The organism is Pseudomonas sp. JL27(2026), from assembly GCF_056933555.1.
Genome location: NZ_CM167794.1, coordinates 4,104,204 through 4,123,005 on the forward strand (window position 1 = coordinate 4,104,204; position 18,802 = coordinate 4,123,005).

Consider the following 18,802-nt stretch of genomic DNA (forward strand, 5'->3'; position numbering starts at 1 on the left):
GGCACACCGCATTTGCAGGTTTCACGACTGCTTCGCAGCCGAGCGGGAGCAAGCTCCCTCACCACAGATGCGATGCCTGCTTACTGTTGAATTGTTGTGAGGTTTTTTATGTTTGATTATTCCGCCCGCCCTGAACTGCTCAAGGACCGGGTCATCCTGGTTACCGGCGCTGGCCGCGGTATCGGCGCTGCCGCCGCAAAGACCTACGCCGCCCACGGCGCAACCGTGCTGCTACTGGGCAAGACCGAAGCCAACCTGACCCAGGTCTATGACGACATCGAAGCGGCCGGCCACCCCCAGCCCGTGGTCATTCCGTTCAACCTGGAAACCGCCCTGCCGCACCAGTACGACGAACTGGCGGCAATGATCGAAACCGAATTCGGCCACCTCGACGGTCTGCTCCACAACGCCTCGATCATTGGCCCGCGCACGCCGCTGGAGCAACTCTCAGGCGAGAACTTCATGCGCGTGATGCACGTCAACGTGAACGCCATGTTCATGCTGACCAGCACCCTGCTGCCGCTGCTCAAACTGTCTCAGGACGCCTCGGTGATTTTCACCTCCAGCAGCGTCGGCCGCAAAGGCCGCGCTTACTGGGGCGCCTACGGTGTGTCGAAGTTCGCCACCGAAGGCCTGATGCAAACCCTGGCCGACGAGGTCGACACCGTTGCCCCGGTACGCGCCAACAGCATCAACCCGGGCGCCACGCGCACCAGCATGCGCGCGCAGGCATACCCTGGGGAAAACCCGACCAACAACCCGACACCGGAAGAAATCATGCCGGTGTACCTGTACCTGATGGGCCCGGACAGCACCGGTATCAACGGCCAGGCTTTCGACGCTCAGTAACCCCCTCGTTGCAACGCTGACGCCGCGACGACTTCCTGTCGCGGCGCTCGCACCCCGATGAAAACGTCCCCCCGCGCCAGTCAAATAAATGTCGACCTTCTTGGTCTTGCGTCACGCGTTACATCCCAACTAATTGATATATAACGACTTTTGTTAAAATGAACTGAATGGCACGACTTTCGCTCTAAGTTTGCTCACACACGCAGTGTGGTAGCGAGCGGGCAGCTCCTGAAGCCGGATTACTTTTGAACAGCAAAGCGGACTAAACTCCCACCAAATGTCCTACGGGACTGATGGACCAGTATGACGCGCAGCCCAAAGCCGCTCTCACCCAGCCTGTAAGACAGCCTTACTGCTTAGGGGCTCACGCCATATGAAATCGCCTACCCAGACCAACGCAATTGACTTTGATAGCGCCAAATTGCAACGCCTGGGCTTCGGTCAGCAGCCTCCTCTGCTGGCACGCCCCGTCAGCCTCGCCCAACTGCGCCAGCAAATGAGCCAGCAGTTGCAGACCAGCCTTGAGCCGCAACGCATCCTGGGGTTGTTCTTTCGAGAGGTTCAACGCCTCGTGCCGCTGGACGCCCTGACCTACCAACACAAGGGCAGCGATCTGCGCCTGGAGTTCGGCCAGCGCGGCCACCACTCGGTGAGCTACAGCCTGAGCCATGAAGGCGAGTTTCTGGGCGAACTGGTGTTCCGCCGTAATCAGCGGTTCAGCGAGCGAGATCAAGGTAACCTCGAGTCCCTGCTGTCCGCCCTGCTTTACCCGATGCGTAATGCGCTGCTGTACCGCGTCGCCACCCAAAGCGCTTTGCGTGATCCGCTGACGGGCACGGGTAACCGCATTGCCATGGACCAGACCCTGCAACGCGAAATCGAAATGGCCCGCCGGCATATACAGCCACTGTCCTTGCTGATGCTTGATATCGACCACTTCAAACACATCAATGACAGCTACGGCCACAGCGCCGGTGACCAAGTGCTCAAAGCCGTTGCGGCGTCGATCAAAGGCCAGTTGCGCAACGTGGACATGGTGTTTCGGTTTGGCGGCGAAGAGTTTCTGATCCTGCTGTCCAACACATCCCGCGAAGCGGCTGCGATGGTCGGTGAGCGGTTGCGCAACGCCGCACAGACCCAGGACTATATGGCAGATGAAACTCCCATCGCACTGACCATCAGCCTTGGCTGCTCGACCCTGCTGCCGGGCGAATCCGCTGAAAGCCTGTTACGCCGCGCCGACAGTGCGCTGTATGTGGCCAAACGTGAAGGCCGCAACCGCCTGGCAATGGCTGGCTGACCCCGACGTGCAGCAGCCTGACGGTTTCCGTCAGGCGACAATGCCCTCAACGGAACGTACCCGGCGCCTTGAACAACACCGCCTGCGGCCTGGAGGGACGGCAAAGCAAGGTGTCACAAGTAAACAACTGCGGACGCTCGACCACATACCCCTGAGCGTAATCCACCCCGATCTCCAGCAGCGCCTGCTCGATCTGCGGCGTTTCAACAAACTCGGCAATGGTGCGCTTGCCCATCACATGACCGATATGGTTGATCACCTCGACCATCGCACGGTTGATCGGGTCGTCGAGCATGTCCTTGACGAAGCTGCCGTCGATCTTCAGAAAGTCCACCGGCAAATGTTTCAAGTAAGCAAAGGACGACATGCCGGCGCAAAAGTCGTCCAGGGAAAAGTGACAGCCCAAGCCTTTCAACTCATTGATGAACCGTATAGCGCTGCCCAAATTGGCAATCGCACTGGTTTCGGTGATCTCGAAACAGATCAGTGACGGTGGCACGGAATATTTGACGAACTCCTCACGCAGGAAGTCCAGAAACTCGTCATCGCCAATGGTGATACCCGACAGATTGATCGCACACATGGCCATCGGGCCTTCACGCTCCTGCGCCATGCACTGGCCAATGATCTTGAAGACGTTCTCGACCACCCAACGATCCAGTGACGTCATCAACCCATAACGCTCAGCGGCCGGGATGAAGCTGTCGGGCAGGATCATCCGCCCGGCCTCGTCGTGCAGGCGCAGCAGAATTTCGATATGCCCCGACTCACGATCAGTCGCCCCCAGCGGCGCGATTTCCTGGGCATACAAACAGAAGCGGTTCTCCTCCAGCGCCATGTGCAGACGCTGCACCCAGGCCATTTCGCCGAAACGCAGGGACAATTCAGAGTCGTCGGCGTGGTAAACCTGCACCCGGTTGCGGCCCTTCTCCTTGGCCATGTAGCACGCCATGTCGGCGGCTCGCAGTGACGACTCCAGGGTGGTCGGGCTCTGGGTGATATGCACCAACCCGATACTGATGGTGGTGACAAACGGCCGCCCCTTCCAGACGAAGTGCAGGTTTTGCACGGTCTGACGCAAGATTTCGGCTATTTTTTCCGCCGCTTCCGGCGAACAGTTCTCCAACAGAATGCCAAATTCATCGCCTCCCAACCGCGCCAGGGTGTCACTTTCGCGCAACCCCGATTGCAGCAGGGCGCAGATGTGGCGCAGCAATTCGTCACCGGCCGCATGCCCACACGTATCGTTAACCAGCTTGAATTGGTCCAGGTCCAGAAACATCAAGGCATGACGGGCGGGCAGGCGCGCCAGCGCGTGCAAAGCCTGCTCCAGCCGATACTCGAACTCGCGGCGGTTGGCCAACCCGGTCAGCGCATCGTGTGTCGCCTGCCAGGAAAGATTGGCGATGTATTGCCGCTCCTGGGTCATGTCATGCAATACCAGCACCGTGCCGCTGACCTTACCGCTGTTGTGGATCGGCGCCCCGACCAGGGTCACCGACACGGTACTGCCATCCAGGCGCTGGATAAGTTTTGAATGCTCACTGCCCCCCCGCAGCTCGCCACTCAGGATGTGCTCGATCAGGTTAAAACCATCGTTCTGGGCATTTTCATCCAGCAAATTGAACAATGCAGACAGCGGCAGCCCACCGGCCTGCTCGGCTTTCCAGTGGGTCAACGCCTCGGCCGCCGGGTTCATGTAGGCAATCGAGCCGTCGACATCGGTGGTAATGACCCCGTCGCCAATCGATTGCAGGGTGATCTGCGCCCGCTCCCTCTCAAGCTCCAGGGCATTGGCGAACTGGTGGCGCTGCTGCAACAGCTTCTGGGTGCGCCACAGTGCCAGCACGATCAACCCAAGGGCAGTGGCGAAGTTAACGGCCAGCAAAACCCTCAGGATGAACCGGGAACCTTCGCCCAAGGCATCACTGAACGCTTTCGCAGCCGGGGTGACCGCGTCGTTAATGGCCAGAATCTGCGTTTTCCAGTGTTGTATGTCATCACTGCTGGCCCGGCCGCTGGCAATGCCACGATGCATTTCCTGGGCAAGCTCATCCAACTCCACCAGATAGGCATCGCCCACCGCCCAGAGGTCGATCGCCTGCTCCATATAACCGACGTGGCGAAAGTTCAGGTACATCCAGATGACGCTTTGCATGTCATCCGGGTGATTACCCGCCTTGTAGACCCCCGCCCGGGCAGCGTCCAGGTCCGGCGGATCGCGATCCAGCGCTATTCGCAGGTCATGACTGCCCTGGGGCCCGCTGATGGCGGTCTGGTATTTGAGGAAGAGCGATTCGTCGCGGTTGTCGGCATAAAGATTGAGGTAGTAGATCGCGTCTTTCTGCCCCTTGGACCATAGGCTTTCGCCGCCCACGTAGCTGCGCACGGCCGACAGCATGTACATGCTGACGCTCCCCAGCAGTGCCTGAAAAATCACCACGGCAATGAAAGGCCAGACGATGCCCAGCAATCGCGGCGTTCCCAGCGTCCGTTTTGGCTTCATGAGGTCCCTTGAATAGGCACTGCCTGATCATCGTCCAGATCCGACCACTCCCGCAAGACTAGGAGGCGTTCCCCCTCCCCGCAAGCACGAGGACATTCTGCCCCCTGCAATGCACTAAAGCGCCGGCGGCCACTTAAGCAAGCCCACTACATATCTACCACCGCTGATTTCTGATGAGCGTTTAACTAAGGAATCGCTTTGCCACTCACTTCCAGACCTCACGCAAAGCTCAACCCGATTAACGCCCAGAAGAAATAATTGCCATGCAAACAACGGCTTCCGCCTCCATTACACCACCCGACAACATACTCGACACAACGCCGACCTATGCACAGCTGCATCAAGCCCGGCAGGAAGACTATGACCTCCTGTTGTCACTCCTGCGCGACAGCAAAATACCACCCGAGTATTTAGCAGACACCCTCATAAAACCTCGCCCGCTCTCGCCCATGGCACAGGATAACGAGCGAGGCCAAATTGCCCTTCAGGCGTTGATCAAAGACCCAGACTACCGAGCACTCTGCCAACAGCTGAAAGCGTCTTACAGCTATTTGAAAGTCACTATCGTCGAGGGTCGTGGCGTCTATGAAACACTCCTCACGGACAAGGCAACGACGCTCCCGCTAGTGCTGACCGGTCAACCAAAGTGGAGCGCCTGGATTACCACTATTGATCAGGCAGCCCAGACACTCGGGGGTCAAATTCGTTTCGATGGCCTCGTCACTGTTTCCAGAATGGCAACGTATTACGGCCTCACGCCCTGGGATCCGAAAAATACTACCGAACACCTGACGGTGATCCGCGCCCTGGAAGAGAAACTCGCCAGACACTCTCCCAGGTTTGAGGGCGGCATTGATATCGACAGCCTGTACCGGCGTCCGACCTTGAGTGACAGGAACACGTTAAAAACCATTCGCAATGCCTTGCCCCCCGATGAAACAAGGGAGATAACAGCGGAAAGTATCGTGCGACAACTGACTGACAGCACCTTTATCAAGGTTATCCAGCAGCACTTGCCAGACGCCAAGGTCCAGCCGATTGACTACCTCGCCGGCGATCTACTTAACAACCTCACACCCCAGACCCTTCGTGAATCGCCTTCGGCTTATCTGGAAAAGATATTAAATACTGACAAAGCTCAGGCGCTCGGAAATGCGCTGCTCAAAGCGCTGGACTGGTACGCAAGCAAACCTGATGAAGAAACCTCGCCCGACATTCGAATCAAATTGGTGGCCAAGGCACTCCGGCTCTGGTGCAGCAGAGTGTCAGACCAACCCGGCACCCTCGTCGGTTACAACCTGAATCAACACTCGAACTGGGGAAAGAGCTACCAAACCCTGCAAACAGAGTTTGAGTCGCACCTGCTTGAGTCGGGACGTGCATTGTCCACGAATGAGGCGATTTTACTTGGGCGTGTTTTTATATCGCAGTTCCCCATAGAGTTTCAGGTACAGGACATTCCATCTGACCTTGCTTATAGAAGTTCTGTTGTGTGGGTAAACTTCATCCACGGCGTCAATCTTGCCTACGCTGTTGATCCACTCTTGTTGCAACTTCTGAAATTTCAGCAACTGGTGGATTTGCCCATCAGTAAAATTTCTGGAGCCTCTGTCGATGATCTGAATTTCATCACCCTCACACGACTTCGCCCCACCGTAGAGTGGGCAATCACCAATGGCGTTATTCGTGAAAGAACCGATGCCAGCTATACGAAGGAAGAAATCGAGCGATCCGTGTCTGCGCTCGACGATCACGCACAAGCACTGAGTCATGCCGTCACTCAACTTGACAAGGACCCTCCCAAACGATTGGAGCTCGCTAAACAGGAGATGGCAACGCTATTGGGACCCAACACATTCATATCAGACGGATTCAAATTACTCGCTGAGCCCATTACGTGGGCAAACAGTTTTTTTGACGTCCCCACATTAAAAAGTGCCCCCACGGAATCCTTCAGCTTCCTTGATGTGTACGCGTCCGGAATGTTCGATCAAGGTCAAAAATGGTACAGGACAACACCCGATGGAAAACAAAGAAGCACGCTCTGGATCCGCCTTGACGGCGATCGCAAAATACAAATACACAAAAATGCCATATTCATCGATTCATCCATCTTGTATTCCCCAGACGGCAAATACCTGCCTGACATTCGCGCAGCGTTTCAGAATGATTTCAACGCCTACCTCGGCGTACAAAAACAGGCCTATGCACGATTGATTACAAGCCTTTTAGCAACATTACCCATGCCTGATCGCAAAGCTATAGAACGCGGCACCGTAAGAGTTTATGCCTTGATAGCAGCCATTTCGGGCGACTCGGTATTTATCGAAAATGGGCAAGCCTCAAACTCGACCAGAGCCCGGAAGGGCTTTATTTTGACCACCGCCTACAAAAACAAAAACTCGTATTATGAGTGCATACCAGCAGCTGGAATCATTCGCACTCTCCTCTCATTTGATCGAACACTCATTGGCGCAGGGCTTCGAGTAATACCGGAGAAAGTTGCTTCCGCTATCACTGCAAAGATTTCCTTGCGCGTCAAAACGCTTCCATTCGATTGGAATGCGCATGAAACCGGTATGCCCCCTACTCCAGGTGCAAGCTGCAAAGCCATTCTCATGAGACAAGGGAGCACACTCGATGAACAGCAATCCGACGAAGAGGCCGACTTCATCCCTCAGACATTATCCTCTGAGCGCTCACGCCAAATAGCTGAATTGATTAACGAGCATCACTTGTATTTCGACAAAGATCAGATGCTTGCTTATGCCCGGGGAGAAACCGAGTTTGATCGTATACAAGCCCGTAACGACAAAGCCATCAACACTTTAAAAGCAATCGTTCCATTTTGGAGCAGCATCGAAGACATCGCCTCAGGCAACGCCGCTCGGATATTTCAAGGTGTACTCGGATTAGGTCTTGAACTAGCTTCCTTCCTGATTCCTATTGGCAAGTTCGTATCAGGTGCCGTGAGGCTGGCAATGACCGCAGGAAAACTGGGTGTGCGAGCCACCCTTCCAGGTTTTGGCAGCCTGACAAAAAAGCTACTCATTGCAACGGCACAAAACCTGAACCCACTGGACGGTCTCCCCTCGCTACTCAAATCAGGATCCAGAATTGCTTTGAGGCTCGGCCACAAAGGCGTGTCCAAGGTGAAGACACTGGCCGGCCGGGCCGCAGATTACGACGTCATTGGGGCCATGGCCAAATCCACCACGCCCGGCACCTGGAAACCCAGAGTCGCGGGTGATCAGTTAGCAACCGTACGCGGCATTGAAGACATTCCCTTACGCAATACAGGCTTGGCCAGTAAACCAGACTATCACCTGATTGACCCGTTATCGGGCAAGCCTTACGGCCCCAAGCTGAGCATTAAGGCAAATGAGATCTCTATTGGTCGGTCCGAATACGCCAGAGTTGCCGAAATCGACAACAGGGTAGTCTTTGACCTGCCAGAAACGGCACGCGTACAGAACATCCCCGAAGTGGACGGTCGCAACACTTTGCTGATTGATGACGTGCCTTATCGGCTAGACAAAGGAGCCCTGCGCCGTGTCGACACCATTGATGCCAGTGAAACCTTCAAGCTCCAGACCTGCCGAGTTCGTCGCGCCCCGGGAGATACTGTTTGTCTCAATACCTATGTCTACCGTGATCTCGCACCCACGCCCGCACTGAATAGCTACAACGCGAATGAAGGCTATAGCCCTTGGTTTGGCGACAAGATCTACACCCCCGCACCGGTAAAAGCAGGCCGCAAAAGGCCTGTTCTGGCGCTGGACGGTCAACTTTATACCGAGTCGGGGGGTGTGTGGACCCGATACGAGGGAGCCAGGAAAGCACTGGGCATCAAGACACTTACGCCCAAGGCTCGGCTCAATGGAGCCATCGAGTTTCAAGAGGGGATGTACGGTCGAATCAAGGTCTCGGGTATGTATGACGGACTTGATGACGATCTCCGCCAAGTCGGTACATTGATCATCGAGTCAAAGACCAATGCTAAATCAGAGTACCTGTTCACCCAACTCAACGCGACCGACTACTACTTTGCCGAGATCGCGAAAGGACAGAGCCTCTCTGGCCCACACAGACTACAACGCATACCCGACGCAAGCCTTCAAACAGACCCACTCTACAAGGAACTCCATACGGTCTTCATCGGCTCGATACAGGCCAACAATACCGCTCGAATCTACGGGGTGGATAAAGTGAAGCAGGCAGCCAGCGCCATGGATGAGATTGCGATACCGCTCGGTGGCCCGTTGAATCCGCCTGCGGACCTGAAGCATGTAAAGGTCGCAACAACGCCAGGCGAAGCCATGATGTTCGACCATAGAACGCGCATGATTGTCTGCGAGTACCCTGTCACGACAAAAACCTGGACACGCACCAAGGCTGCGCCAGAAGCCTTGCGCCAACAAACCGCAAAGATTTTCAACGACCTGTTTGGCAAGTCGCTGTTCAAACTCGATGAGCTGAGCGATCTGCACATTGCCAAGACGATGAAAGAACTTCAGAACATTGTCAAAAAACACAAAAACATGGATCGCCCCAGAAACATCGGTTACGCCCAAATAACCCGCGCCGACGGCCACGTCGAAGTGTATGTCAGCGTATCGGGTGCTGGCGGTGACACGCGGTTTTTACCGCTATTTGCCAAGCACCGCACTCAGGAAGTCACGGTAGGCACTACCACCTACATTAATGTCGACTTCAACACACGCTTCCCCGCGACGTCTCTCAGCGTGTCCGCACACGGCAAGCTCGAATCAATTCCTCGCACCATCACCGACATGTCGACATACACCCCCGAGCTGACCCTCAGACCCACATCGCTGGACAGCGAAAGCAAGTTGATCAAGGTAATTCGCGACAAATACCCGGATGACGCCACCCGCGGGCCGGTCACAGTCGCCACCACCATGGCGCCATGCGACTCCTGTTCGGTGGTGATGCAACAGTTTGCTCACAGCGGCGACGCAGACGCGTTAAAGGTGATCTGGGACTGAGCCGCACGCCCTTACAGCTGCTGCAAATGCCCATAGAGCTTGGCGTACAGGCCACCGTCGGCAATCAGTTGCTGATGGTCGCCATCTTCGGCGATCCGGCCGCCATCGAAGACCAGCACACGGTCAGCCTGCTTCACCGCCGAGAGGCGATGAGCAATGATCAGCGTGGTCCGCCCGCGCAGGAAGCGCGCAAGCGCCTGATGCAGGTTGTATTCGGTGGCCGCATCCAGTGCGGAGGTGGCCTCGTCGAGAATCACCACCCGAGGGTCGGCGAGGACCATGCGGGCGATGGCCAGGCGCTGGCGCTGCCCGCCGGACAGACGCACGCCGGAGCGCCCGACGATGCTGTCCAGGCCCTGCGCCAGGGCGCGGATCGTAACGTCGAGCTGGGCGATTTCCAGTGCCTGCCAACAGGCTTCATCACTGCGCTCACGGCCCATGGTCAGGTTGGCCCGTACCGTGTCGTTGAACAGCGCCGGATGTTGCAGCACCACCGAAACGTTCTCGCGCACGGTCTCCAGGCCAATTTCCTGCTGGGTCGAACCACCAAAACGAATGCTGCCCGATTGCGGTGTGTACAGCCCCAACAGCAATTGCACCAGGGTGCTTTTGCCGCCGCCGCTGGCACCGACAATCGCGACCTTTTCGCCGGGTGCGATGGACAGGTTCAGTTGATCGAGCACCAGCTCATCGCCATAACCGAAGCTCAAGCCTTGCACCTCGATCCCCACGGTTTCACGCCCCTGAAACGGATCCACGCCACCGGGGTACTGCGGTTCATCGGCGCGCGCGAGCAACTCGTTGATCCGGCTCAGCGCACCACCGGCCGCGTAATAGGCGTATTGCAGGTTGAGCAGTTGTTCGACCGGGCCGATCATGAACCACAAGTAGCTGAACACCGCGAGCATCTGGCCGATGGACAGGTCTGAAAACAGCACGGTGAGCATTGCCGCTGCACGAAAAATATCGATGCCAAACTGGAACAGCAACCCGCTGGCACGGCTGGAAGCGTCGCTTTTCCACTGGGAATTCACGGCGTAGTTGCGCACTTCTTGCGCCCGCAATCCCAAGCGTCCGAGGAAAAAGCCCTGACGGTTACCGGCGCGCACTTCCTGGATCGACTCCAGGGTTTCGGTCAACGCCTGGGTGAAGCGCGAGGTGCTGTCGTTCTCGAGTTTTTTCAGGTGTTTGACCCGTTTGCCCAACTGCACGGTGGCGTAGATCACCAACGGGTTGAACAGCAGAATCAGCAGCGCCAGTTGCCAGTGCATCCACATGAGAATGCCCGCCGTGCCCACCAGCGTGAGCATCGCCACCAGAAAACGACTGAGGGTTTCGCCGACGAATTTGTCGACTGTGTCCAGGTCGGTAACCAGGTGGGTGGTCACAGTGCCGCTGCCCAGGCTTTCGTACTCGCCCAGCGAGATACGCTTGAGCCGTTCGATCAGCCGCACGCGAATGCGATAGACAATGTCCTTGGCCAGCCGGGCAAACAACCGCGCTTGCAGGACGTTGAACAACAACGCGCCGCAACGCAGGGCCAAGGTCACCAACAACATCAAACCGATGTAGCCCGCGGCAACTTGCCAGCCTGCCGGCAGTGCGTGGTTCATGACCTTGAGTGCCGCGTCGCCATGCCCCAGCAGCACTTCATCTACCAGCAATGGCAATAGCAGCGGGATCGGCACACTGCACAAGGTCGCCAGCACGGCGACCCCGTTGGCGATCCACAGGGATTTTTTATGGTGAAGTGCCAGGCGGCGGATTTCCGCCCAGCTCAACCGGTCGACATGCGCAGAGGGTGCAGCATCAGGCAGGTCAGGCACAGGCAGCGCGCTCCAGCCAGCGGCCCAGCAACGGCGAGAGCTCGCTGAGCGGCTGATAGCCATTGGTCAGCAACGCCAGTTGACCGTTACGCTCAGCCAGCAGGGTCGGGAACCCGGCAATGCCCAGGTCCTGAACCCAGGTGAAATCCGCTGCTGTCGCCGCATGCTGATCGGCACGGTCGAAGGCTGCGGCGAATTCAATGCGCGGCAACCCCGCCTGCTCGGCCAATTCCACCAGCACGCTGGCATGGGTGACATCGCGACCTTGGGTATAAAACGCCTGCTGGATCAGCTTGAGCAGTTTCCAGGCGCAGTCCGGCGCCAGGCTGCGCGCCGTCACCAACGCCCGGCACGCAGGCTCGGTGTCGTAGACAAAACCATCGGGCAACGCGCCTTCGAACTTGAACGGCTGACCGGTGGCGTCGGTGACAGCCTGCCAGTGCTCCAGAATGTAGCGCCGGGTCGTCGGTTCCAGAGCCGCGCCGCTGCCGGTGCGCAAACCACCCACTACCAGGTGCAACTCAACACCCGCCGCTTGCGCCTGCTCGACCAGTGCTTCGGCCACCGGAGCGAACCCCCAGCACCAGGAACACATCGGGTCCATTACATAGATCAGGCGCGCGGACATGGTTCAGGCCTCGGTGGATGTTTGCTTGTAGTTGTAACCAATCGGATGCGGTTGATTGCGAGCCTTGGCCAGTTCAATCTGCTTTTGGCGGTCGATGGCGCTGCGGCGGGTCTTCTCACTCAGCTTATCCCAGCAATGCGGGCAGCTGATGCCAGCCACGTAGTGCTCGGATGCACGGTCTTCGACGCTCACAGGAGTGCGGCAGGCATGACATTGATCGTAGTCGCCTTCGCTCAGGTCGTGGCGCACGGTGACGCGGTTATCGAACACAAAGCAATCGCCCTGCCATTTGGTTTCTTCCTGCGGCACTTCTTCGAGGTACTTGAGAATCCCGCCCTTGAGGTGGAACACCTCATCGAAGCCCTGACTGAGCATGTAGCTCGACGCCTTTTCACAGCGAATGCCGCCGGTGCAGAACATCGCGACCTTCTTGTGTCTGGCCGGGTCGAAATTGGCTTTGATGTAGTCCGGGAATTCGCGAAAACTGGTGGTCTTCGGGTCGATGGCGCCTTCGAAGGTGCCAATCGACACCTCGTAGTCGTTACGGGTGTCGATCAGCAGCACTTCAGGGTCGCTGATCAGCGCGTTCCAGTTTTGCGGGTCAACGTAGGTGCCGACCTTTTTGTTCGGGTCGACGCCTTCAACGCCCAGGGTGACGATTTCTTTCTTGAGTTTGACCTTGGTGCGGTAGAACGGCTGGTCATCGCAGTACGACTCTTTGTGGTCGATGTCGTCCATGCGCGGGTCGTTCTTGAGCCAGGCCATCAGCCCGTCGATGCCTTCGCGGCTGCCCGAAACGGTGCCGTTGATGCCTTCTTCGGCAATCAGCAAGGTGCCTTTGATGCCGTTGTCGACCATTGCCTGCAACAGGGGCTCGCGCAGGGCAACGTAATCTTCCAGGGTGACGAACTTATACAGTGCCGCCACGACGATGGATTGAGTCATGGGTAATCTCCAGGTGGCTACCCTCGTAAAGGGTGAACCGGATACGAAAAAAAACGCGCCGGGTGAGCGGCGCGTTGCGGATTCTAGCAAAAAACCTGTGGTTAATGCTTGCTGCCACCGGCGCAGGTCGGCGAGGCCGGGGCTGCGCCCACTTTCACCCATTCTTCAGGGGTGTAGGTATGCAGCGCCAACGCATGGAACTCGCCCATCAGGTCACCCAGGGTGGCGTAGACCTTCTGGTGGCGCTTGACGCTATTGAGTCCGGCAAACTGCTCGCTGACCACCACCGCCTTGAAATGGGTCTGCAACCCGCGGCTGTGCATGTGGCTTTCATCCAGTACGTGCAGATGCGTCGGGCTCAATGCGCCGAGTGCCGATTCGATACGTTGTTGCATGGTCATTCCTGACTCCGCTTACTTCTTCTTGGCTGGCGCCGTTTTAGGTGTGATTTCATCAGTCATGTCAGCCAGCAACTTGTTGACGACAGGCACTGCGCTTTCCAGCTTGGCCTGGGTCATCTGGGCCGACTGCTGAGTCAGCTGAGGCATTTTTTCCAGGACTTTCTTGCCCAGTGGGGACTGGTAGAACGCAACCAGGTCCTTGAGCTCGGACTCGCTGAAGTTGCTGGTGTAGAGCTTGACCATGTCCGGCTTCAGCTTGTTCCAGCCAATGGCCTGGTCCAGGGCGGCGTTGGCCTTGGCCTGGTAGGTTTCCAGCAGGGCTTTTTTCGAGGCCGGTGCCTGGGCTTGTTCAAAACGCTGAGCGAACATTTGCTGCACTTGCATGTACACCGGGGTGCCCAGTTTGTCAGCGTGCGCCAGGGTCAGGAAAGCTTCGGCACTGGCGTTGTGGCTGGCGGTATCGGCAAAAACCTGGCCGCTGGCGCAAACCAGAGCAACCGCGGTACAGATGGCACGAAGACGAGTCATCGAGTTTCCTTTTAAGCAGGCGAGGTAAAACCCCAAGGGGCGCCATTCTGCGCCTAAAAAACGCCGACGCTCAACCCCCAAGCCTTGCTGCACCTGATGGGCGGGGCCTGAGAGCAGAAAAACCGACTGATGGAACCACAGCGCGCGATCACGGCCTAAACTGCGCAATCAGACCTACAGGAGTGTGACCGATGAGTCGTATCGAAACCGATAGCCTTGGCCAGGTGCAAGTCCCGGATGACGCCTACTGGGGCGCTCAGACGCAACGTTCGCTGATCAACTTCGCCATCGGCAACGAACGCATGCCGCTGGCGGTGCTGCATGCCCTGGCGCTGATCAAGAAAGCCGCGGCCCGGGTCAATGATCGCAACGGTGACCTGCCCGCCGACATTGCCCGCCTCATCGAACAGGCCGCCGACGAAGTCCTCGCCGGGCAGCACGACGACCAGTTCCCGCTGGTGGTCTGGCAGACCGGCAGCGGCACCCAAAGCAACATGAACGTCAACGAAGTGATTGCCGGCCGCGCCAACGAACTGGCCGGCAACCCGCGTGGCGGCAAGGTGCCGGTACACCCCAACGATCACGTCAATCGCTCGCAAAGTTCCAACGACAGCTTCCCCACCGCCATGCACATCGCGGCGGTGCAAGCTGTGCAGCACCATCTGCTGCCGGCGATCAATGAACTCTCCGGCGGTTTGGCAGAGCAGGCCGCCCGACACATGAACCTGGTGAAGACCGGCCGCACCCACCTGATGGACGCCACGCCAATTACCTTCGGCCAGGAACTTTCCGCGTTCATCGCCCAACTCGATTACGCCGAGCGGGCCATCCGCAGTGCCTTGCCAGCCGTGTGCGAACTGGCACAGGGCGGCACCGCTGTTGGCACCGGGCTCAATTCACCCCACGGCTTTGGCGAAGCGATTGCGGCCGAACTGGCTGCCCTCAGCGGCCTGCCGTTTATCACTGCGCCGAACAAGTTCGCCGCACTGGCGGGCCATGAGCCGCTGACCACATTGTCCGGGGCGCTGAAAACCCTGGCCGTGACCCTGATGAAAATCGCCAACGACCTGCGCCTGCTGGGCTCCGGGCCTCGCGCCGGTTTTGCCGAAGTGAAGCTGCCGGCCAATGAACCCGGCAGTTCGATCATGCCTGGCAAGGTCAACCCGACCCAGTGCGAAGCATTGTCGATGCTCGCCTGCCAGGTCATGGGCAACGACGTGGCGATCGGCTTTGCGGCCAGCCAGGGTCACCTGCAACTGAACGTGTTCAAACCGGTGATCATTCACAACCTGCTGCAATCGATTCGCCTGCTGGCCGACGGTTGCAGCAACTTCCAGCAGCACTGCGTCGCGGGCCTGGAGCCGGACGCTGCGCAAATGGCCGAGCATCTGGAACGCGGCTTGATGTTGGTGACGGCGCTGAACCCGCACATCGGCTACGACAAATCGGCAGAAATCGCCAAGAAAGCCTATGGCGAAGGGCTGACATTACGTGAGGCAGCGTTGCAGTTGGGCTACCTGACGGATGAGCAGTTCGATGCCTGGGTCAAGCCGCAGAACATGCTGGAGGCTGGCAGCAAAGGCTGATTTGCAGTGACTGGCAGTCAGTCTTCGCGAGCAAGCCCGCTCCCACACTGGACCGAATCTACCTTGAGGTCGCAGTCAAATGTGGGACGGGTTTGCTCCGGGCGGCGATCCGAGGAAGAACGATGACGCGGCCTATCGACTGACCGCCATCCGCACCCGTCGGGCCTTGAGCCCGGCGATCAGCGACGGCCCCAGCGCGACCAGCGCCGAACCCAGCACCACCAGCACCGCACCGCTATACCCCAGGCCGTTTATTTGCTCGGCATGCACGTAATCCGGCCACCACCAGGCGGCCAGCGCCACGGCGGCGAAGGTAACCAGCGGCGTGATGGCCAGCGTCGCGCTGACCCGCGAGGCTTCCCAATGGGCCAGCGCTTCGGCAAAGGCGCCATAGGCAATCAGCGTGTTCAGGCAGCACGCCAGCAGCAACCAACCCTGCAACGGGCTCAGTTGCAACGCTTCCAACGGATGAACCCAGGGCGTGAGCAGTAACGCACAGAACAGGTAGATCACCATCATGACCTGCAACGAGTTCCACACCGTCAGCAGTTGTTTCTGGCCCAGGGCATAAAAGGTCCACACAGTCGACGCCGCCAGAATCAGCAGGACACCGGCGGTGTAGTCACTCAGCGAGGTCAGCAGTTCGATCAAGCGTTGATTGAAAAACAGCCCGAAACCAATCAATAGCACCAGCAGGCCAACCCCCTGCCCCAGGCTGAAACGCTCCTTGAACACAAACACACTGGCGATCAACAGCATGATCGGCCCCATCTGCACCACCAACTGCGCCGTGCCGGGGCTCAGCAGGTTCAGGCCCATCAAGTACAACACGTAATTACCCACCAGCCCCAGCACGGCCATCGCCACCAACCAGCCGCCCTTCGGGCCGAGCGCCTTGCGGCTCGGCAAACGCCGGGTCGCCGTCAGGTAGACGAACAGACAGCCACCGGACACCAGCAAGCGAAACCAGGTCACCGTGACCGGGTCCATCACCAGCAGCACTTGTTTGAGTTTGATCGGCAGGATTCCCCACAGCAGTGCGGTCAGCAAGGCGAGAAACAGACCATAAACCCAGCGACCGGAAGAAATGTGCATGCGACCCCCAAGGTCAGACAACGAGCCCCCATTCTAGGCTGCCGCCAACGCCTCACACAGACACAATGCACAACAAGCCGCGAATAAAATGGTCACCGTCGCCTGATGGCTGTCAGTCAAGGACTGGAACACCGCGTCCATTGTGGGAGCGCGACCTTGACGGACCGGCATGAGTCAGCGTCGCATCGATAAATTGGCGGTATGCCGCTGATCCGAAGGTTGGGCGCATCAAGGTGTTCAGACTTAAGCTGATTTTGTTCCAGGACCGCCCACGCGACAGGAGATCACCATGTACGGCATGCGCGCCCAAGACACCGCCCCGGCCACTCACTTTCGCTGTGACCGGTTAAGCCGCGTGAATGGCGACCTGTATTTCAGCACCCGGGAAAATACCCTGGAAGGTCCGTTCAGCAACCATGAAGAAGCTGAACGGGAGATCCGCGCCTATATCGAGCGAGTCCAGCTCTTGAGCCGCGAGCGCATCAGTTGATGCCTGTTCGGCGAACACTTCGTTAAGCTCCCAGGGCTTGATGCTCGCCACGTTCAGGCCTTTAGCCCTGAGCAACCTCGCGCCGCATTCACCACGCGCAGGCGTAACCATCGCCTCACTTAGTGGCCTTCTTCAATTTCTTGTCGTGCTTGTCGGACTTTTCAAACGCCTCTTCCAGCGCCCGGTTAATTGTGCGCAAAACCTTGACCCGCGCCCAGCGCTTGTCGTTGGCTTCAACCAGGGTCCACGGCGAGACCTCAGTGCTGGTGCGATCGACCATGTCGCCGACGGCGGCGCGGTAATCGTCCCACTTGTCGCGGTTACGCCAGTCGTCCTCGGTGATCTTGAAACGCTTGAACGGGATTTCCTCACGCTGCTGGAAACGCTCCAGCTGAGTCTGCTTGTCTATGGCCAGCCAGAACTTCACCACAATGACCCCGGCGTCACTGAGCTGCTCTTCAAAATCGTTGATTTCGCCGTAGGCGCGCATCCAGTCATTAGGGCTGCAAAACCCCTCGATGCGTTCGACCAGCACCCGGCCATACCAGGAGCGGTCAAATACGGTGAACGTGCCACGGGCGGGAATCTGTCGCCAGAACCGCCACAAGTACGGTTGGGCACGCTCATCTTCCGTGGGGGCGGCGATGGGCACGATACGGTACTGGCGCGGGTCGAGGGCAGCGGCAACGCGGCGAATCGCGCCCCCCTTACCGGCGGCATCGTTGCCTTCGAAAACCGCCACCAGGGCGTGCTTGCGCATGCGTTTATCACGCATCAACCCGGAAAGGCGCGCCTGCTCGGTAATCAGTTGTTCTTCGTAATCGTCCTTCTCCAGGTGCTGGCTCATGTCCAGGCTGTCGAGCAGGCTGAGCTGGTCGACGGACGATGGCAGCGGCGCCGGGTTCATGCCGCTGCTTTTGACCTTGGGCGCCTTCAACGCACTTTGCAGGCCTTCAAGCAGAATCTTGCCGACGGTCAAACTCCGGTAGTGAGCATCAACGCCTTCGATCACATGCCAGGGCGCATAGTCGCGACTGGTGCGACGCAGTACCCGCTCGCCAAAATGCACGAATTTGTCGTAGGTCTTCGATTGTTGCCAATCCAGCGGGCTGATGCGCCAACTGTGCAGCGGGTCGTCCTGCAAGGCCTTGAGCCGCGCCTTCATTTGCTTCTTGGACAGGTGAAACCAGAACTTGAAAATCAGCGCGCCTTCATCGCAGAGCATTTTTTCCAGGCGCTCGGCGCCGGCGATGCCCTGATCGAGCCGGGCATCCTTGAACTCGCCATGCACCCGGCCCTGCAACATCTGGCTGTACCAGTTACCGAAGAACACGCCCATTCGGCCCTTGGCCGGCAGTTGGCGCCAGTAACGCCAGGCCGGTGGCCGCGCCAGTTCTTCATCGGTTTGCTGATCGAAGGTGCGCACCTCGATCAGTCGCGGGTCCATCCACTCGTTGAGCAACTTGACCGTCTCGCCCTTGCCCGCGCCTTCAACGCCGTTGATCAGCACGATCACGGGAAAGCGCGCCTGCTGCTGAAGCTCGAACTGCGCTTCCAGCAAGGCCTCGCGCAAGGCCGGGACCTCGGCGTCGTAGGTTTCTTTGTCGATGGCGTGACCGATTTCGGCAGATTCGAACAT

The 18,802-nt window shown here is 58.2% G+C and carries 13 protein-coding genes; 5 read left to right on the forward strand and 8 right to left on the reverse strand.

Translation table 11 applies throughout. From position 1 onward, the window contains the following. The first annotated feature begins 108 nt into the window (after positions 1-108). Both AC1Z1G_RS18655 and AC1Z1G_RS18660 read left to right on the forward strand, forming a co-directional pair. Positions 109-849: a YciK family oxidoreductase gene (locus AC1Z1G_RS18655; RefSeq protein ID WP_483621642.1), complete on the forward strand. Its 741-nt coding sequence runs from the start codon at positions 109-111 to the stop codon at positions 847-849. A gap of 373 nt (positions 850-1,222) precedes the next feature. Continuing rightward, positions 1,223-2,149, forward strand: coding sequence for a GGDEF domain-containing protein (locus AC1Z1G_RS18660; protein ID WP_483621644.1), 927 nt, complete (start codon positions 1,223-1,225; stop codon positions 2,147-2,149). Positions 2,150-2,195: 46 nt separating this feature from the next. On the opposite strand, the gene AC1Z1G_RS18665 is transcribed toward AC1Z1G_RS18660, so the two are convergent. Then, positions 2,196-4,655, reverse strand: coding sequence for an EAL domain-containing protein (locus AC1Z1G_RS18665; protein WP_483621646.1), 2,460 nt, complete (start codon positions 4,653-4,655; stop codon positions 2,196-2,198). 263 nt (positions 4,656-4,918) lie between these two features. On the opposite strand from AC1Z1G_RS18665, the gene AC1Z1G_RS18670 reads away from it, so the two are divergent. Further along, a complete protein-coding gene (locus AC1Z1G_RS18670; protein WP_483621647.1) occupies positions 4,919-9,664 on the forward strand; it encodes a hypothetical protein in 4,746 nt (1,581 codons plus the stop codon). An 11-nt stretch (positions 9,665-9,675) separates the two neighbouring features. On the opposite strand, the gene AC1Z1G_RS18675 is transcribed toward AC1Z1G_RS18670, so the two are convergent. The 5 genes from AC1Z1G_RS18675 to AC1Z1G_RS18695 all read right to left on the reverse strand — a co-directional run bounded on the left by AC1Z1G_RS18675 (position 9,676) and on the right by AC1Z1G_RS18695 (position 13,992). Further along, complete coding sequence (locus AC1Z1G_RS18675) at positions 9,676-11,490, reverse strand: ABC transporter ATP-binding protein (RefSeq protein WP_483621649.1); 1,815 nt, start codon at positions 11,488-11,490, stop codon at positions 9,676-9,678. Further along, positions 11,483-12,118, reverse strand: a complete 636-nt coding sequence (locus AC1Z1G_RS18680) for a DsbA family protein (RefSeq protein ID WP_483621650.1) — start codon at positions 12,116-12,118, stop codon at positions 11,483-11,485. Before AC1Z1G_RS18680 ends, AC1Z1G_RS18675 begins: the two co-directional genes overlap by 8 nt. Positions 12,119-12,121: 3 nt before the next feature. After that, on the reverse strand, positions 12,122-13,063 hold the full coding sequence (gene trhO / locus AC1Z1G_RS18685) for an oxygen-dependent tRNA uridine(34) hydroxylase TrhO (RefSeq protein ID WP_483621652.1): 942 nt from the start codon (positions 13,061-13,063) through the stop codon (positions 12,122-12,124). A gap of 101 nt (positions 13,064-13,164) precedes the next feature. Beyond that, positions 13,165-13,464, reverse strand: a complete 300-nt coding sequence (locus tag AC1Z1G_RS18690) for a BolA family protein (protein ID WP_483621654.1) — start codon at positions 13,462-13,464, stop codon at positions 13,165-13,167. Positions 13,465-13,476: 12 nt separating this feature from the next. Then, positions 13,477-13,992, reverse strand: a complete 516-nt coding sequence (locus AC1Z1G_RS18695; protein ID WP_483621656.1) for a DUF2059 domain-containing protein — start codon at positions 13,990-13,992, stop codon at positions 13,477-13,479. A gap of 191 nt (positions 13,993-14,183) precedes the next feature. Here AC1Z1G_RS18695 and AC1Z1G_RS18700 point away from each other — a divergent pair, with 191 nt between their 5' ends. Beyond that, positions 14,184-15,578 (forward strand): class II fumarate hydratase, encoded by a 1,395-nt coding sequence (locus AC1Z1G_RS18700; protein WP_483621658.1) that lies wholly within the window; start codon positions 14,184-14,186, stop codon positions 15,576-15,578. Between the two features lie 132 nt (positions 15,579-15,710). On the opposite strand, the gene AC1Z1G_RS18705 is transcribed toward AC1Z1G_RS18700, so the two are convergent. Beyond that, on the reverse strand, positions 15,711-16,673 hold the full coding sequence (locus tag AC1Z1G_RS18705) for a DMT family transporter (protein ID WP_483621660.1): 963 nt from the start codon (positions 16,671-16,673) through the stop codon (positions 15,711-15,713). 289 nt (positions 16,674-16,962) lie between these two features. On the opposite strand from AC1Z1G_RS18705, the gene AC1Z1G_RS18710 reads away from it, so the two are divergent. Beyond that, positions 16,963-17,163 carry a DUF6316 family protein gene (locus tag AC1Z1G_RS18710; RefSeq protein ID WP_483621662.1) on the forward strand — a complete coding sequence of 67 codons (201 nt, stop codon included), beginning with the start codon at positions 16,963-16,965 and terminating at the stop codon, positions 17,161-17,163. Between the two features lie 115 nt (positions 17,164-17,278). On the opposite strand, the gene pap is transcribed toward AC1Z1G_RS18710, so the two are convergent. Further along, the gene (gene pap / locus AC1Z1G_RS18715; RefSeq protein WP_483621664.1) at positions 17,279-18,802 is read right to left on the reverse strand and encodes a polyphosphate:AMP phosphotransferase; all 1,524 of its coding nucleotides are present in this window, start codon (positions 18,800-18,802) and stop codon (positions 17,279-17,281) included.

Bases quoted from the DNA above. Each gene is read 5' to 3' on its own strand.
- AC1Z1G_RS18655 (WP_483621642.1), top strand. From the start codon at position 109: ATGTTTGATTATTCCGCCCGCCCTGAACTGCTCAAGGACCGGGTCATC.
- AC1Z1G_RS18660 (WP_483621644.1), top strand. From the start codon at position 1,223: ATGAAATCGCCTACCCAGACCAACGCAATTGACTTTGATAGCGCCAAA.
- AC1Z1G_RS18665 (WP_483621646.1), bottom strand. From the start codon at position 4,655: ATGAAGCCAAAACGGACGCTGGGAACGCCGCGATTGCTGGGCATCGTC.
- AC1Z1G_RS18670 (WP_483621647.1), top strand. From the start codon at position 4,919: ATGCAAACAACGGCTTCCGCCTCCATTACACCACCCGACAACATACTC.
- AC1Z1G_RS18680 (WP_483621650.1), bottom strand. From the start codon at position 12,118: ATGTCCGCGCGCCTGATCTATGTAATGGACCCGATGTGTTCCTGGTGC.
- trhO (WP_483621652.1), bottom strand. From the start codon at position 13,063: ATGACTCAATCCATCGTCGTGGCGGCACTGTATAAGTTCGTCACCCTG.
- AC1Z1G_RS18690 (WP_483621654.1), bottom strand. From the start codon at position 13,464: ATGACCATGCAACAACGTATCGAATCGGCACTCGGCGCATTGAGCCCG.
- AC1Z1G_RS18695 (WP_483621656.1), bottom strand. From the start codon at position 13,992: ATGACTCGTCTTCGTGCCATCTGTACCGCGGTTGCTCTGGTTTGCGCC.
- AC1Z1G_RS18700 (WP_483621658.1), top strand. From the start codon at position 14,184: ATGAGTCGTATCGAAACCGATAGCCTTGGCCAGGTGCAAGTCCCGGAT.
- AC1Z1G_RS18705 (WP_483621660.1), bottom strand. From the start codon at position 16,673: ATGCACATTTCTTCCGGTCGCTGGGTTTATGGTCTGTTTCTCGCCTTG.
- AC1Z1G_RS18710 (WP_483621662.1), top strand. From the start codon at position 16,963: ATGTACGGCATGCGCGCCCAAGACACCGCCCCGGCCACTCACTTTCGC.
- pap (WP_483621664.1), bottom strand. From the start codon at position 18,802: ATGTTCGAATCTGCCGAAATCGGTCACGCCATCGACAAAGAAACCTAC.